Source organism: Streptomyces sp. NPDC059994, from assembly GCF_042737755.1.
GTDB lineage: Bacteria > Actinomycetota > Actinomycetes > Streptomycetales > Streptomycetaceae > Streptomyces.
Genome location: NZ_JBHWUR010000062.1, coordinates 1 through 15,932, shown reverse-complemented (window position 1 = coordinate 15,932; position 15,932 = coordinate 1). Strand labels below are relative to the sequence as shown.

Below are 15,932 nucleotides of genomic sequence, written 5' to 3'. Positions count from 1 at the left end.
GCCTGGACACTCACTCGCGCTCCAGCTCGGCCTCCGCCGCCGCGAGCGCCGCGAACTCCTCCTCGGGTGCCCGCGCGACCAGGTGCTTGCGGCTGTAGAGGCCGAAGTACGCCACGGCGACCGCGTACACCCCCAGCGCGATCAGCGCCGCCACCACGTCCACCAGGAACGTGGCCACCAGCGCCGCGCACGCGAGGACCAGCGCGACCGAGGAGGTCAGCGCCCCTCCCGGCGTACGGTAGGGCCGCTCCAGGTCCGGCTCGCGGCGGCGCAGCACGATGTGGGAGAGCGACATCAGTGCGTACGAGACGGTGGCGCCGAAGACCGCGGCGTTCAGCATCCGCGCCCCGTCGCCGGTCGCGGCCGCCAGCGAGAAGGCGATCGCGCCGGGGACGAGCAGGCCCAGATAGGGCGCCTTGCGGCGGCTGGTCAGGGACAGGAAGCGCGGCAGATAGCCCGCCCGGGACAGCGCGAAGAGCTGGCGCGAGCCCGCGTAGATCAGCGAGAAGAAGGACGCCACCAGCCCTGCCAGGCCCGCGTAGTTGACGATCCGGCTCAGCGCCGTGGCCTTGCCGTCCGGCTGGAGCGCCTCCACCAGCGGGTTGCCCGCGTCCTGGATCGCGGCCGAGCCGCGCGCGCCCGCCGAGGCGAAGAAGGTGAGCAGGGCCAGGACCACCAGGATGCCCATGGACCAGCGGATCGCCTTGGGGAGCGTACGGGCGGGGTCGCGGGTCTCCTCGGCGGCCAGCGGCACGCCCTCCACGCCGAGGAAGAACCACATGCCGAACGGGAACGCCGCCCAGATGCCCATGACGCCCATCGGCAGCCAGGAGCTCGCACCGACCGCGTCCTTGTGCACGGCGATGTCGTCGAGCTTGGAGGCGTCGAAGTCGAGGAACGCGCCGACCGCGAAGACCAGCAGGGCCACCACCGCCACGCCGGTCACGACGAAGCTGAACCGCAGCGCCTCGCCGACGCCCCACAGATGGATGCCGATGAAGACGACGAAGCAGGCGAGGTAGACCGGCCAGCCGGAGGTGAGGCCGAACAGACCCAGGGACTCCACGTAGTCACCGATGAAGATGGAGATCGCGGCGGGGGCCAGGACGTACTCGATGAGGATGGCCGTGCCGGTCAGGAAGCCGCCCCAGGGGCCGAGCGCGCGCCGGGCGAAGCCGTAGCCGCCGCCCGCCGTGGGCAGGACGGAGGAGAGCTCGGCGAGCGAGAAGACCATACAGACGTACATCAGGCCCATCAGGGCCATGGCGATGGCGAGGCCGCCGAAGCCTCCCTCGGCGAGGCCGAAGTTCCAGCCGGAGTAGTCGCCGGAGACGACGTACGCCACGCCGAGGCCGGTCAGCAGCAGCCAGCCTGCGCTGCCGCGGCGGAGCGTACGGCGCTCCAGGTAGTCGTCCGCCGGTTCGGCGGTGGCGGCGGGCTTGGCGGATTCCGTGGACTCCATGGTCATGACGCGGCTCCCGAACTGGACGGTGGCACGCAGGGCACGGCGATGCGGCGCCGGGCAGAGCGGCGGGCTCAAAGGACTGGGGCCATACCTTTGCGGTGTTGACGGCCGGAAATCAAGCCCCCTGCGTTACGTCGCGGTAAACGGCGGCGGTCGGCGCGGCCGCGACGGGGGTGCCGCGCCGGCCGCGCGAGCCGCGTCCCGGCCCCCGGGCCCGCCCCCGTCACGTCAGGAAGCCCCGCAGCAGCGCCGCCGTCCCCGCGCAGTGCTCGCGCATCATCTCCCGCGCCCCGTCCGCGTCCCCGTCGAGCACCGCCTCGACCAGCGCGGTGTGCTGGCGCTGGGAGTGCTCCAGGTTCCGTACCAGCAGCGGGATGCAGTCCAGCAGGTCGTTCACGGTCGCGCGGACGGCGGCGTACTGCGCGGTCAGCGTCGCCGAGCCGGAGAGCTCGGCGAGGGTGAGGTGCAGCAGGGTGTCGAGCCTGCGGTAGTCGCCGAGCGGCGCGTCATGGGTGCGGGCCAGGGCGTCCCGCAGCCGGTCGGCCTGCTCGTCGGTGAGCCCGTGCGCCGCGCAAAGGCCGGCCGCGCCCACCTCCAGGACCTCGCGGAAGCGCAGCGCGTCCTCCACGTCGACCCCGGCCACCCGGCGCCGCAGCTCGTCCTCGCCGGGCGACTCGGCCCTGGGCAGCACGAACGTTCCGCCGTACCGGCCGCGCCGCGCCTCCACCAGGCCCTGGTCGGTCAGCACCTTCAGGACCTCGCGCAGCGTCACCCGGCTGATGCCGAGACGCTCGGCCAACTCCCGCTCCGACGGCAGCCGTTCGCCGCCGGGCACCAGGCCCAGGCGTACGACCTGGAGGATCTGCTCCAGTGCCTCCTCGAAGCCGTTGCCGGCCCGTACGGTCCGCAGTACCGGCGCGAGCCGGTCCGAGGAATCCGGTTGCGACATCTGGCCGCACCCCCTTCCCAAGCAATGGTTCTCCGCAATACCTTATGGGTTCTCGGCTGACCGAAGGAGGCTTTTCCCGTGGCAGACCGCACACCCCCGCTCGACATCGAGGCGCTGCGCGCCCTCGTAGCGAGCGGCGAGATCGACACTGTGGTCCTGGCGTTCCCCGATATGCAAGGGCGGCTCCAGGGCAAGCGGTTCGCCGCACGATTCTTCCTCGACGAGGTCGTGGCCCACGGCACCGAGGGCTGCAACTACCTCCTCGCCGTCGACACCGAGATGAACACCGTCGACGGCTACGCCATGTCGTCCTGGGAGCGGGGGTACGGCGACTTCGCCATGCACTCCGACCTCGCGACCCTGCGCCGCGTCCCCTGGAACGAGGGCACCGCGCTGCTCATCGCGGACCTCGCCTGGAACGACGGCTCGCCCGTCGTCGCCGCCCCGCGCCAGATCCTGCGCCGCCAGCTCGACCGGCTCGCCGAGCTCGGCCTGACCGCCCAGGTCGGCACCGAGCTGGAGTTCATCGTCTTCCGGGACAGCTACGAGCAGGCCTGGGACGCCGACTACCGGGGCCTGACCCCGGCCAACCAGTACAACATCGACTACTCGGTGCTCGGCACCGGCCGGATCGAGCCGCTGCTGCGCCGCATCCGCAACGAGATGGCGGCCGCGGGCCTGACCGTCGAGTCCGCCAAGGGCGAGTGCAACCCGGGCCAGCACGAGATCGTCTTCCGCTACGACGAGGCCCTGGTCACCTGCGACCAGCACGCCGTCTACAAGACCGGCGCCAAGGAGATCGCCTCCCAGGAGGGCGTCTCGCTCACCTTCATGGCGAAGTACAACGAGCGCGAGGGCAACTCCTGCCACATCCACCTCTCGCTCACCGACGAGGAGGGCCGCAACGTCATGCAGGGCGACGGGCCCGAGGGCATGTCGCCGCTGATGCGCCACTTCCTCGCGGGCCAGCTGGCCGCACTGCGGGACTTCTCGCTGCTGTACGCGCCGAACATCAACTCCTACAAGCGCTTCCAGCCCGGCTCCTTCGCGCCCACCGCCGCCGCCTGGGGCCACGACAACCGCACCTGCGCACTGCGGGTCGTCGGCCACGGCCGCTCGATGCGGTTCGAGAACCGGCTGCCCGGCGGCGACGTCAACCCGTACCTCGCGGTCGCCGGACTCGTCGCCGCGGGCCTGTACGGCGTCGAGCAGCAGCTGGAACTGCCGGACGCCTGTACCGGCAACGCCTACGCCGGCGACTACGAGCACGTCCCGACCAGCCTGCGCGAGGCCGCCGAGCTCTGGGAGAACAGCCCCATCGCCAAGGCCGCCTTCGGGGACGAGGTGGTCGCGCACTACCGCAACATGGCGCGCGTCGAGCTGGACGCCTTCGACGCCGCGGTGACCGACTGGGAGCTCCGCCGCTCCTTCGAACGCCTGTGAGGCCCCCGTTGTCCGACACGTACGACCCGCACGAGCACCAGGTGCTCAACCCGGCGACGGAGGAGGTCATCGCGACCGTCCCCGCCGCCACCGCCGCAGACGTGGACGCGGCGGTCGCGCGGGCCTCGCGGGCGCAGACCAAGTGGGCCGCGCTCGCCCCCGCCGACCGCGCCCGGCTGCTGCGCCGCTTCGCCGCCGCCGTCGACGAACACCGCGAAGAGCTCGCCCAGCTGGAGGTGCGCGAGGCCGGGCACACCATCGGCAACGCCCGCTGGGAGGCGGGCAACGTCCGCGATCTGCTCGACTACGCGGCCGGGGGAGTCGAGCGTCTGACCGGGCGCCAGATCCCGGTCGCGGGCGGCCTGGACATCACGATCCTGGAACCGCTCGGTGTCGTCGGCGTCATCGCGCCCTGGAACTTCCCGATGCCGATCGCCGCCTGGGGCACCGCCCCCGCGCTGGCGGCCGGCAACGCGGTGATCCTCAAGCCCGCCGAGACCACCCCGCTCACCGCCCTGCGGCTCGCCGAACTCGCCCTGGCGGCGGGCCTGCCCGAGCACCTCTTCCAGGTGCTGCCGGGCGCGGGCGCCGTCGCGGGCGACGCGCTGGTCGAGCACCCCGGCGTCGCCAAGATCGTGTTCACCGGCTCCACCCGCGTCGGCAAGCAGATCATGGCCAAGTGCGCCCAGCGGGTGAAGCGGGTGACCCTCGAACTCGGTGGCAAGAGCGCGAACATCGTCTTCGCGGACGCCGACGTCGAGGCCGCCGCGGCCGCCGCCCCCATGTCCTTCCTCGACAACAGCGGCCAGGACTGCTGCGCCCGCACCCGCATCCTCGTCCAGCGCCCGGTCTACGACCGCTTCCTGGAGCTCGTCGCCCCCGGCATCGAGTCCGTCGTGGTCGGCGACCCGGCCGACGAGAAGACCCAGATGGGCCCGCTGATCTCGCGGACCCAGCTGGAGCGGGTGCGCGCGTACGTCCCCGGCGGCCTGCCGGGCATCCGGGGCACCGCCCCCGAGGGCCCCGGCTTCTGGTTCGCACCGACGCTCGTCACCGGCGCTGCGCCCGACGCCCCCGTGGCGGTCGAGGAGGTCTTCGGGCCGGTCGCCGTCGTCCTGCCCTTCGACGACGAGGCCGACGCCGTACGGCTGGCCAACGCGACGGAGTACGGCCTGTCCGGCTCGATCTGGACCCGTGACGTGGGGCGCGCACTGCGCGTGTCCGGCGCCGTCGCGGCCGGCAACCTCTCCGTCAACTCGCACTCCAGCGTGCGCTACTGGACCCCCTTCGGCGGCTACAAGCAGTCCGGCCTCGGCCGTGAACTCGGCCCGGACGCACTCGCCGCCTTCACCGAAACCAAGAACGTCTTCATCAGCACGGAGGCCTGAGCACATGACCGAAGCGAACAACGTCTGCCGCCGGCTGGTCGGCCGTACCGCCGTCATCACCGGAGCCGGCAGCGGCATCGGTCTGGCGACCGCGCGCCGGCTCGCCTCCGAGGGCGCCCACGTCGTCTGCGGCGACATCGACGAGGCGGCCGCCAAGAAGGCCGCGGACGAGGTCGGCGGACTCGCCGTACGCGTCGACGTCACCGACGCCGAGCAGGTCGACGCGCTCTTCAAGGCCGCGTACGACACCTACGGCAGCGTCGACATCGCCTTCAACAACGCCGGCATCTCGCCCCCCGACGACGACTCCATCCTGGAGACCCCTCTGGAGGCCTGGAAGCGGGTCCAGGAGGTCAATCTGACCTCCGTGTACCTGTGCTGCAAGGCCGCCATCCCGTACATGCGCGAGCAGCGCCGGGGCTCGATCATCAACACCGCGTCCTTCGTGGCCCGGATGGGCGCGGCGACCTCGCAGATCTCCTACACCGCGTCCAAGGGCGGCGTCCTCGCCATGTCCCGCGAGCTGGGCGTGCAGTTCGCCCGCGAGGGCATCCGCGTCAACGCGCTCTGCCCGGGGCCGGTCAACACCCCGCTCCTCCAGGAGCTGTTCGCCAAGGACCCGGAGCGGGCCGCGCGGCGTCTGGTGCACATTCCGCTCGGCCGGTTCGCCGAGGCCGACGAGATCGCCGCCGCCGTGGCGTTCCTGGCCAGCGACGACTCCTCGTTCGTCAACGCGACCGACTTCCTGGTGGACGGCGGGATCTCCGGCGCGTACGTGACACCGCTCTAGGCGTTCACCCCTGCCCCGTCCTCCCGGCAGCCGGGCGTCGCACGACGCCCGGCTGTTCTGTCCACCGTCCCCGGTGATCTTCCGTTTGTGACAGGAGTGTTCATGCGCAGCGCACGTCGTTGGCAGGCCGCGGCCTTCGCCCTGGCGATCGCGGGCAGCGCCTTCGCCGCCGCCCCCGCCGCCCAGGCGCGGACCGGCGCGTGCCCCGGACTCACCGTGACGCAGGGCTGGTACGGGCAGAACAAGGCCCGCCTCCAGGAGCTCGTCGACACCTACGGCACGTGCGGCGGCGGCCCGGCCCGGGCCAAGGGCCACAAGCCCGTCGCGGTCTTCGACTGGGACAACACCGTCGTCAAGAACGACGTCGGCGACGCCACGATGTACTGGATGCTGCGCCACTCCAGGATCCGCCGCCCGCAGCACGGCGACTGGCACACCACCAGCCGCTACCTCACCGGCCAGGCGGCCACCGCGCTCGCCACCGCCTGCCCGGCCGCCCACGGCACCACCCTGCCCACCGCCACCGACACCCGCTGCGCCGACGAGATACGCACGGTCTACGGGGACGGGAAGACCACGGGCGGGGCCACCGCCTTCGCGGGCTGGGACCGGCGCACGATCGAGCCGCGGTACGCCTGGCTCGCCCAGCTGATGAGCGGCTGGCGCACCGCCGACGTCCGCTCCTTCGCCCGGGCCGCCCGCGCCGAGAACCTGGCCGCGCCGATCGGCACCGAGCAGCGGGTCGGCACGGCCCAGGTGACGGGCTGGGTGCGCTACTACGACCAGCAGCGCGATCTGATCCGTACGCTCCACAAGGCCGGGTTCGACGTCTGGATCACCTCGGCGTCGCCCGAGCCGGTCGTCGACGTGTGGGCGGGCGGCGCGGGCGTCGCGCCGGACCACACCATCGGCATCCGGCCGGTGACCGCGCACGGGCGGCTCACCCCGCACCTCAAGGGCTGCGGCACGGTCGCCGACGGCGAGGACGCCATGATCACGTACGTCGACGGCAAGCGGTGCTGGATCAACCAGGAGGTCTTCGGGGTGCGCGGGGCGGCCGCCGAGCGGGTGCGGCCCGCCGCGCGGCGCCAGGTGTTCGCGGCTGGCGACTCCGACACGGATGTCTCCTTCCTGCGCGACGCGACCGGGCTGCGGCTCGTCCTGAACCGCAACAAGGACGAGCTGATGTGCCGGGCGTACGACAACGGCGACGGCCGCTGGATCGTCAACCCCATGTTCATCCAGCCCAAGGGCCGGAAGAGCGGCGCCTACCCGTGCGCCAGCACCGCGTACACCGACCGTGACGGCACCGCCGCGCCGGTCCGCCGGGCCGACGGCTCGGTCGTGCCCGACCAGATGGACACGGTGTACGGCGGCTGAACCGCCGCTTTAGGGTGGCCCGATGAGCATGACGACACCGCCCGGCTGGTACCCGGATCCGGGCACCCCCGTGCTGGAGCGCTGGTGGGACGGCACCGCCTGGACCGGGCACACCAGGGCCGCCGGTCAGCCGGCGGTGCCGCCCGCGCCGCCGACCGTTCCCCTGGGCCCGGGACCCGTCGCCCCGCAGCCCCGGCCGCGCGGCCGGGGCCCGGTGGCCGCCGTGGCCGTGGCCGCCGCGGTGCTCGTCACGGCGCTGGTGGCCGGGGTGATCGTCCTGAACGAGGACGACGGGGGACCGGCGGCCGACGCGGCGCCGGGCGGCGGCGCGACCCGGACGACCGCCTCGCAGGCGCAGAGCACGGCCCCCTCGACCGCGGCCCCGTCGCCTGCGGCCTCCGCGAGCGACGATCCGAACCTCCTGGTCGACCAGCTCAACGGCATCACCCTGCCGGTCCTGCCGGGCTGGGAGAAGGCCGAGTCCAGGATCGACGGCCTGCCCACCATGCAGACCAAGGACACCTTCGACTGCCCGGGCGACTCGGGCGCGTTCTGCCACCACGCCACGGTCAACACCCGCACGCCGACCGGCACCGACCTCAAGACCGCCGAGGCCCTCGCCAAGCACGACATCGCGGACGCGGCCGACGCCGCGTTCGAGAAGGACGCCGTCGGCCGTCAGCGCTACGGCGGGATCGTCTCGCACCGCGAGGTGAGGTCCGCCTCCGTGGTGGTCGCCGGGCGCACCGGGTACGTGGTGCGCTGGAGCGTCAAGACGGGGGCGGGGCCCGGCGGTTACGTACAGTCGCTGGCCTTCCCGTCGAGCGTCGGCAGCGAGTCGATGATCATCGTCCGCTTCGCCTTCGACGCGGTGAAGGGCGCCCCGCCGCTCGCCGTGCTGGACCGGGTCACGGCCGGGATCCGGGTCCTCGGCGGCCAGGGGAGCGGCGGGGTGGGCAGCAGCGTGGCGCCCCCGGCGCTGTGAACAACCGCGAAACTTGTTCACGAGGCCGCGTCCTCAGAGGAAGGTGCGCCCCTCGCCCCGGTACGTGGGGACGGCCGCGGTGACGCGGTCGCCCTCCACCAGCTGCAACTCGTCGAACCGCTCGCACAGTTCACCGGCCTTGGCGTGCCGGAACCACACCTTGTCCCCGATCAGCAGATCGTCGGCGGCCGTGCCGAGCAGCGGCGTCTGCACCTCCCCGGGGCCTTCCTGCGGGTCGTAGCGCAGCCCCTCCGGGAGGTACGGAACGGGCAGCCGGTCGACGCCCGCCGCCCCGGAGGCGGGGTAGCCGCCGCCGAGCACGGTGACCACGCCCACGCCCGGGCGGCGCACCACGGGCTGGGCGAAGAGCGCGGCGGGACGCCCGGTGAACGACGTGTAGTTGTCGAAGAGCCGTGGCACATAGAGCCCCGACCCGGCGGCGATCTCCGTGACGGCGTCCTCGGCCGCGGTATGCTGCACGCTCCCCGTCCCGCCGCCGTTGACGAACTCCAGGTCGGGCGCGACGGCCCGGACCGCCCGCACCACCTCGGCCCGGCGGGCCGCGAGCTCCTTGCGCGCGGCGGCCTGCATCAGCCGGATCGCCCGCGACCGCACCGGCCGCCCCGCGATGTCGTCCCCGACCCCGGCGACATGCCCCTCGTACGCCATCAGCCCGACCAGGCGGAAGCCCGGGCGGCGGGCGACGGCACGGGCGAGCTCGGCGAGTTGCGCGGGCTCGCGCAGCGGGGAGCGGCGGGCCCCGACGCGCACGCGCCCGCCGAACAGCCGGAGCGAGGTGTCCAGTTCCAGACAGATCCGTACGGGCAGGTCGTCGCGGTCCCGGGCCCCGTCGATGAGGTCGAGCTGGGCCGGGTCGTCGACCATGACGGTGACGGCGGCCGCGAGCTTGGGGTCGGCGGCGAGCTCCGCGAAGCGGCCCCGGTCGGCGGACGGATACGCCAGGAGGACGTCCTCGAACCCGGCCCTGGCCAGCCAGATCGACTCCGCCAGCGTGAACGACATGATCCCGGCGAACCCGTCCCGGGCCAGCACCCGTTCCAGCAGCGCCCGGCAGCGCACGGACTTGCTGGCGACCCGGATCGGTTTGCCCTGGGCGCGCCGGACCAGGTCGTCGGCGTTGGCGTCGAACGCCTCCAGGTCCACGAGCGCGAGCGGGGCGTCGAGATGGGCGGTGGCCCGGTCGTACCGGGCCCGGTCTGCGGCGCGGGGAGTCATGCGCAGAGCCTGCCAGAACGGCTTACCCGGGGGTAGGGGGACGAGTCGGTGCAGATCCCCCGAGCACGGACCGCCGCCCTGCTCCCTGGCCCCAGCCCGTAAAGTAGCGCCCACGCGGCGACGAACGGCCCTGCCGGCCAAGCCGATCCGCAGCGCACGCACGAGGGGTACGAGGGGGGCCATTGACCACGGACGCACAACGCCCCCCGTCCGCGGCGCGCCGCCCCGCCGAGGGGGAGCCGGGCCACGAGTCCCCGGCCGGGCCCACGCGGGCACCGAACCCGCACGGCTCGACGACGCCGGCCCCCGGGCTCCCGCACCGGCCCGGCCACCCGCCGTCGGCCCCGGCGCCCCGGCGTCCCGCCCCGTCCGAATCCGCGCCGTCGGCGCCGGTGCCCGCGCGCGCTTCGTCGTCCGGTGGCGTGTCGCCCGCTTCCGCGCGGCGGTCTCCTGTCTCGTCCGGGGAGGCGCTGTCGGTGCCGGTGTCCGCGCGCGCTTCGTCGTCCGGTGGCGTGTCGCCCGCTTCCGCGCCGCGGTCTCCTGTCTCGTCCGGGGAGGCGCTGTCCGCGCCCGGGCGCGCGTCGTCCGGTGGCGCGCCTGACTCCTCGCCTCGACGTTCTTCCCCGTCCGGGGACGGTGACGGGTCCGCCGTTCCCGGACGTACCGAGGGGCCGCCGCGTTCGGCCATCGACCTCCTCGACGCGGCCCTGACGCCCCGGCCTCTCATACCCGCGAAGCCCCCGACAGCTCCGACGGCTCCGACGGCCGAGGCGCGCACGGCCGCGCCGACGCGTACGTCTCCGCAGCCCGCGCGCCCGCCCTTCCCGCCGCACCCCACCCCGACCCGGCCCCCGGCCCCGCCGACGCCACCCCCGGCCGCCGTGCCCGCGCCGCAGCCCACCGTGCCCGCGCCCCGGTCCGCCGCGCCGCCGTTCCCCGGGACCGTTCCGCACCCCGCGATGCCGCACCCCGCGATGCCGCACCCCGCGATGCCGGTTCCCGCCGTGCCGCCCATACCCGTCGCCGCGCCGGCGGCCCGTCGCCGTGGCCGGGTCGTCGCGGCCGCCGTCTGTCTCGTGCTGGGGGTCGGGCTGCTCGGGGGCGCCGCCGCCGGGAGCTGGCTGAGCGGGGAGTCCGGGGGAGCGGACGCGCGGGGCGGGTACACCGCCGCCCGGGAGATGTGGCACAGCACCCCCGTGGACACCCTCTTCCCGCCGACCATCACCGGAGGCGGCGCCGGGCCGGGCGGCGCCGACCGCGTCTGGACCCGCGTCGGGGTCGCGCCCGACGCCGGGTGCGCCGGGGCCCTCGACCCGCTGCTGCTCAAGGTGCTCCAACCCGTCGGCTGCGCACGGCTGCTGCGGGCCACGTACACCGACGCCACCTCCACCGCCGTCACCACCGTCGGGCTCGTCTTCACCGAGGCCGACGCCGACGCGATGGCCGCGCTGCGCACCCGGTTCAGCGACGAGTCCCTCGGCGACCGCGACGACCTGATGCCGCGCCCGTACGCCGTCAAGGGCACCCCCGCCGCCAGGTTCGGCGACAAGCAGCGGGCGAGCTGGACCGTACGCGTCCTCACCGACGCCCCCGTCGTGGTCTACTCCGTCACCGGCTTCGCCGACGCCCGTACCGTCACCGCCCCCCAGCCCGCCGACCGCGCCCTCGACGAGGGCGCGACGGACGCACCCGTCGAGGCGGGGCTCACCTATGACGCCAAGGGCATCGCGGACCGGGTGGAACGGGCCCTGCGCAAGACCGCCGCCACCGGAACGAAGAAGCCGTCATGACGACCCCACGGGCCACTCCCCGCCGGGCCGGGCGGTACCGCGCGGCCGCCCTGGCCACCGCCGCCGCCCTCGCGCTCCTCCTGCCCGCGGCCCCCGCGCACGCCGACTCCATCCGGGACCGCCAGTGGGAGCTCGCCGCCATGCGCACCCAGCAGGCGTGGCGGACGGCCAAGGGCAAGGGCATCACCGTCGCCGTGCTCGACACCGGTGTCGACGCCACCCACCCCGACCTCGCCGGACAGGTCCTCACCGGCAAGGACCTCGTCGGCTTCGGGGCGGGCCGGGGCAGCCGCGACTGGGCCCGGCACGGCACCGCCATGGCCGGGATCATCGCGGGCCACGGACACGGTCCCGGCGGCCAGGACGGCGTCCTCGGCATCGCCCCCGAAGCCAGGATCCTGCCGGTCCGGGTGATCCTCGAATCCACCGACCCGGCGCGCAAGAAGGCGCGCGAGTCACGCGGCGGCGCGCTCGCCGAGGGCATCCGCTGGGCCGCCGACCACGGCGCCGACGTCATCAACCTCTCCCTCGGCGACGACAGCGCCTCCGCGCACCCCGAGCCGTCCGAGGACGCCGCCATCCAGTACGCCCTCGCCCGTGGCTCCGTCGTCGTCGCCTCCGCGGGCAACGGCGGCGAACAGGGCGACCACGTCTCCTATCCCGCCGCCTACCCGGGCGTCATCGCCGTCGCCGCCGTCGACCGCTACGGCACGCACGCCGCCTTCTCCACCCGCCGCTGGTACGCCACGGTCTCCGCGCCCGGCGTGGGCGTGGTGATAGCGGACCCGGACCGCAAGTACTACGAGGGCTGGGGCACCAGCGCGGCCTCCGCCTTCGTCTCCGGCGCCGTCGCCCTGGTCCGCTCGGCCCACCCCGGCCTCTCCCCGGCCCAGATCAAGACCCTGCTCGCGGACACCGCCCGCAACGCGCCCCGGGGCGGCCGCGACGACGCCCGGGGCTACGGCAGCGTCGACCCGGCCGCCGCCCTCGCCGAGGGTGCCCGCCTCAAGCCCGAGGTACGGACGAACACGGCGACCGGCCGCGCCCGCACGTACTTCGGCGCGGGCCCCGACAAGGAGAAGGAGCGCGACCACCGCGGTGACTGGCTCGCCGCCCTCGCGGCGGCCGCCGGCGCCCTCCTCCTCACCGCGTCCCTCACCCTGTGGCGCGGCAGCCGCCCCGCCGGGCACGCCGGAGCCTGAGGCGCCGCTCCCCCGGCGTCGTCACCCTTGTGCCCCGGTCGGCGATTCCCCTGGTGCGGGGGCCGGGGCGGGCCCCCGTTAGGCTCGTGCCGTGGCGCTCAAGAACATCCCGGACCCCGGTTTCTCCGACGACGACGGCACCGCCGACCCCGGACTCACGGCGGCGCTCGCCGCCTGGGCCGAGGACAGGGGGAGCGGCGCGGCCCAGTCGCGCGTCCTGGCCGCGCTCAAGGGCGCGCGGCTGCTCGTCCCCGTCGTCGCGGTGCTCGGCGAGGTGGAGACCGACGAGAACGGGCTGCGCCGGGAGAAGACCAGCGACATGGCGGTGCCCACGCTCACCGCGGGCGACCGCAAGGCGCTGCCCGCCTTCACCTCCCTCGCCTCGCTCGCGCTGTGGGACCCGGAGGCCCGGCCCGTCGCCGTACCGCTGCACCAGGCGCTCCAGGCCGCCGCGCACGAGCGCGCCGACACGGTCGTCCTCGATCTGGCGGGACCCGTCGCCTACGAGCTGAAGGGCGGGGCGCTGCTCGCCCTGGCCGAGGGGCGCACCAGCGCGGACCCGCTGGACGACCCGGCGGTGGTCGAGGCCGTGCGCACGGCGGTCGCCGCCGAGCCGGCGGTCCTGCGGGCCCACCTCGGCCCCGGCAGCGCCGACGGCACGCTCGCCCTGGTCCTGGCCGACGGCGCGGTGCCGGCCGACGCCGCGCGCCGGGTCGTCGAGCTGCTCGCCGCCGACGAGGTGCTGCGCGCCCGTCTCGTCCGCGGCCTCGATCTGGCCCTGCTGCCGGCCGCGGCCCCTCAGCCCAACGAGCCCCTGTTCACGCGCTGACCGCGGGCGGTCCGGACGCATGAAGAAGCGCCCCCGGTTCTCCCCGGAGGCGCTTCATTTCGTAACGCCGTATGCGTATGCGTACGGAAGGGGCCGGCGACTAGCCGTACACCGGGCCCGTGTACTTCTCGCCCGGGCCCTGGCCCGGCTCGTCCGGGACGACCGACGCCTCGCGGAAGGCGAGCTGGAGCGACTTCAGGCCGTCGCGCAGCGGGGCGGCGTGGAACGAGCTGATCTCGGTGGTGCTGGCGTCGAGCAGACCGGCCAGCGCGTGCACGAGCTTGCGGGCCTCGTCCAGGTCCTTGTGCTCGTCGCCCTCCTCCGTCAGGCCGAGCTTCACCGCGGCGGCGCTCATCAGGTTCACGGCGACCGTGACGATCACCTCGACGGCCGGGACCTCCGCGATGTCGCGGGTCATGGTGTCGAAGTCGGCGGTCTCGGGGGACTGGGGGGAGGTCTCACTCATGCCCCACACGATAGGCGGTGGGGCGGGGTGCGCACGATTGGCCCCCGTGCCGGTGTCCTGCTAACCTTGTGTAACGACCGGCCAGACACTCCCATGTGTCCGGCCCACAAGTGGAGGCTCCGATCTCCCACCTGACTGCCCTCCGGGGCGGCGGGTCATCCGGTCAGACGGCCGCCATCGTTCCGTACGGACGATGGAGCCGTCCGATGTGCGCCCCGCGGTTGACCGCGGCGGTGCTCCGGTTGTTCATGGAGCCCCGCCTGTGTCCCGTCGGGGCATTTTTCGTATGCCGCGCCGGTTGGTCCGAGTGAGAAGACATACGCGGCTGTCTGCCGGACAGTCGTGTGGTGCTACCGAGGAGGATCCATCAGCGCCGAGCCCCGCATCAACGACCGGATTCGTGTTCCCGAAGTACGACTGGTCGGTCCCAGCGGCGAGCAGGTCGGGATTGTTCCGCTTGCCAAGGCCCTGGAGCTCGCACAGGAGTACGACCTGGACCTGGTCGAGGTGGCGGCGACCGCCCGTCCGCCCGTGTGCAAGCTCATGGATTACGGGAAGTTCAAGTACGAGTCGGCCATGAAGGCCCGTGAGGCGCGCAAGAACCAGGCGCACACGGTCATCAAGGAGATGAAGCTCCGGCCGAAGATCGACCCGCACGACTATGACACCAAGAAGGGTCACGTCGTCCGGTTCCTCAAGCAGGGCGACAAGGTCAAGATCACGATCATGTTCCGTGGTCGCGAGCAGTCCAGGCCGGAACTCGGCTTCCGATTGCTGCAGCGTCTCGCTTCGGACGTCGAGGACCTCGGGTTCATCGAGTCGAACCCGAAGCAGGACGGCCGAAACATGATCATGGTCCTCGGTCCGCACAAGAAGAAGACCGAGGCGATGGCCGAAGCCCGCGAGGCGCAGGCCGCCCGCAAGGCGGAGCGCCAGGGTCTGCCTGCTGAGGCCGAGGCCGAGGCTGAGGCCGAGGTCGAGGAGTCCGGCACGGAGCCCGTCGCCGAGGCGCCGGCCGAGGCGTCCGCCGAGGAACCCGCCGAGGCCTGATCCCGGGCAGCCCGCCCAGGGACTACCGATACATATGACGCTCCCGCGCGCCGGTCTCCGGACCGGCTGGGGGCGCCACTGACGAGGAGATAACGGCGCTATGCCGAAGAACAAGTCGCACAGCGGTGCCAGCAAGCGATTCAAGATCACTGGCTCCGGCAAGGTGCTCCGTGAGCGTGCCGGCAAGCGCCACCTGCTTGAGCACAAGTCGTCCAAGAAGACCCGCTCGCTGACGGGCACGGTCGTCCTGGCTCCGGCCGACGCCAAGAAGATCAAGAAGCTTCTCGGCAAGTGACGTTCCTCCGCCTCCGGTCGACGGGGGCGGGACGTCGTGACCGGGACCTATTCGATTTCGGGTCGTGTGAGTCCAACCACGGCCCCGCTACAAGGAGTTAACAAGTGGCACGCGTCAAGCGGGCAGTAAACGCCCACAAGAAGCGCCGGGCGATCCTCGAGGCGGCCTCCGGCTACCGCGGTCAGCGTTCGCGCCTGTACCGCAAGGCCAAGGAGCAGGTCACCCACTCGCTGGTCTACAACTACAACGACCGCAAGAAGCGCAAGGGCGACTTCCGTCAGCTGTGGATCCAGCGCATCAACGCCGCTGCCCGCCAGAACGGCATGACGTACAACCGCCTCATCCAGGGTCTGAAGGCCGCCAACATCGAGGTGGACCGCAAGATCCTGGCCGAGCTCGCGGTCAACGACGCCAACGCGTTCGCCGCGCTCGTCGAGGTCGCGCAGAAGGCGCTTCCGAGCGACGTCAACGCGCCCAAGGCTGCCGCGTAAGCGCCTGACGGCTTGTTGAGCCGGACCGGACCCGCAGGCCGATGGCCTGCGGGTCCGTGCGTTCCGGCGGCCCTGGCCCCGGGCCCGGCTTTTGGCTGCGGACCGGGCTGGGCCGGTCGCGCAGTTCCCCGCGCCCCTTGAGTGCCGCTGCGCGGCATCGGGCGCTTTCAGGG

15 protein-coding genes are annotated in these 15,932 nt (G+C 73.4%); 11 read left to right on the top strand and 4 right to left on the bottom strand.

What is annotated here, in order from left to right:
• Positions 1–10 precede the first annotated feature (10 nt).
• Entirely contained in the window at positions 11–1,468 is a 1,458-nt protein-coding gene (gene eat, locus ACFWA7_RS26215; RefSeq protein WP_385541795.1) for an ethanolamine permease, read from the bottom strand.
• 220 nt (positions 1,469–1,688) lie between these two features.
• Positions 1,689–2,414 carry a FadR/GntR family transcriptional regulator gene (locus ACFWA7_RS26210; RefSeq protein WP_385541793.1) on the bottom strand — a complete coding sequence of 242 codons (726 nt, stop codon included), beginning with the start codon at positions 2,412–2,414 and terminating at the stop codon, positions 1,689–1,691.
• Positions 2,415–2,492: 78 nt separating this feature from the next.
• Here ACFWA7_RS26210 and ACFWA7_RS26205 point away from each other — a divergent pair, with 78 nt between their 5' ends.
• The 5 genes from ACFWA7_RS26205 (at position 2,493) to ACFWA7_RS26185 (ending at position 8,400) form a co-directional block, all read left to right on the top strand.
• Positions 2,493–3,857: a glutamine synthetase family protein gene (locus tag ACFWA7_RS26205; RefSeq protein WP_385541791.1), complete on the top strand. Its 1,365-nt coding sequence runs from the start codon at positions 2,493–2,495 to the stop codon at positions 3,855–3,857.
• Between the two features lie 8 nt (positions 3,858–3,865).
• The gene (locus ACFWA7_RS26200; RefSeq protein WP_385541789.1) at positions 3,866–5,245 is read left to right on the top strand and encodes an aldehyde dehydrogenase family protein; all 1,380 of its coding nucleotides are present in this window, start codon (positions 3,866–3,868) and stop codon (positions 5,243–5,245) included.
• 4 nt (positions 5,246–5,249) lie between these two features.
• A complete protein-coding gene (locus ACFWA7_RS26195) occupies positions 5,250–6,035 on the top strand; it encodes a 3-oxoacyl-ACP reductase (protein ID WP_385825494.1) in 786 nt (261 codons plus the stop codon).
• Positions 6,036–6,137: 102 nt separating this feature from the next.
• Positions 6,138–7,415, top strand: coding sequence for a haloacid dehalogenase-like hydrolase (locus ACFWA7_RS26190; RefSeq protein ID WP_385825492.1), 1,278 nt, complete (start codon positions 6,138–6,140; stop codon positions 7,413–7,415).
• A gap of 22 nt (positions 7,416–7,437) precedes the next feature.
• Positions 7,438–8,400 carry a DUF2510 domain-containing protein gene (locus ACFWA7_RS26185; RefSeq protein WP_385541783.1) on the top strand — a complete coding sequence of 321 codons (963 nt, stop codon included), beginning with the start codon at positions 7,438–7,440 and terminating at the stop codon, positions 8,398–8,400.
• A 33-nt stretch (positions 8,401–8,433) separates the two neighbouring features.
• Here ACFWA7_RS26185 and ACFWA7_RS26180 read toward each other — a convergent pair whose 3' ends face one another.
• Positions 8,434–9,636, bottom strand: coding sequence for an amino acid deaminase/aldolase (locus ACFWA7_RS26180; protein ID WP_385541781.1), 1,203 nt, complete (start codon positions 9,634–9,636; stop codon positions 8,434–8,436).
• A gap of 881 nt (positions 9,637–10,517) precedes the next feature.
• Here ACFWA7_RS26180 and ACFWA7_RS26175 point away from each other — a divergent pair.
• The 3 genes from ACFWA7_RS26175 (at position 10,518) to ACFWA7_RS26165 (ending at position 13,457) form a co-directional block, all read left to right on the top strand.
• The gene (locus ACFWA7_RS26175; RefSeq protein WP_385825490.1) at positions 10,518–11,426 is read left to right on the top strand and encodes a hypothetical protein; all 909 of its coding nucleotides are present in this window, start codon (positions 10,518–10,520) and stop codon (positions 11,424–11,426) included.
• Positions 11,423–12,628, top strand: a complete 1,206-nt coding sequence (gene mycP / locus ACFWA7_RS26170; RefSeq protein ID WP_385825488.1) for a type VII secretion-associated serine protease mycosin — start codon at positions 11,423–11,425, stop codon at positions 12,626–12,628. The genes ACFWA7_RS26175 and mycP overlap by 4 nt, the downstream gene beginning before the upstream one ends.
• A 91-nt stretch (positions 12,629–12,719) precedes the next feature.
• Positions 12,720–13,457 carry an SseB family protein gene (locus ACFWA7_RS26165; protein ID WP_385825486.1) on the top strand — a complete coding sequence of 246 codons (738 nt, stop codon included), beginning with the start codon at positions 12,720–12,722 and terminating at the stop codon, positions 13,455–13,457.
• 100 nt (positions 13,458–13,557) lie between these two features.
• On the opposite strand, the gene ACFWA7_RS26160 is transcribed toward ACFWA7_RS26165, so the two are convergent.
• On the bottom strand, positions 13,558–13,923 hold the full coding sequence (locus ACFWA7_RS26160) for a DUF1844 domain-containing protein (protein ID WP_385825484.1): 366 nt from the start codon (positions 13,921–13,923) through the stop codon (positions 13,558–13,560).
• A 342-nt stretch (positions 13,924–14,265) separates the two neighbouring features.
• Between ACFWA7_RS26160 and infC the strand changes: the two genes are divergently transcribed.
• The 3 genes from infC to rplT all read left to right on the top strand — a co-directional run bounded on the left by infC (position 14,266) and on the right by rplT (position 15,759).
• Positions 14,266–14,973 (top strand): translation initiation factor IF-3, encoded by a 708-nt coding sequence (gene infC, locus ACFWA7_RS26155; RefSeq protein ID WP_385825482.1) that lies wholly within the window; start codon positions 14,266–14,268, stop codon positions 14,971–14,973.
• A 100-nt stretch (positions 14,974–15,073) separates the two neighbouring features.
• A complete protein-coding gene (gene rpmI / locus ACFWA7_RS26150; RefSeq protein WP_362721830.1) occupies positions 15,074–15,268 on the top strand; it encodes a 50S ribosomal protein L35 in 195 nt (64 codons plus the stop codon).
• Between the two features lie 104 nt (positions 15,269–15,372).
• Positions 15,373–15,759 (top strand): 50S ribosomal protein L20, encoded by a 387-nt coding sequence (gene rplT, locus ACFWA7_RS26145; RefSeq protein WP_114037952.1) that lies wholly within the window; start codon positions 15,373–15,375, stop codon positions 15,757–15,759.
• Positions 15,760–15,932: the final 173 nt, after the last annotated feature.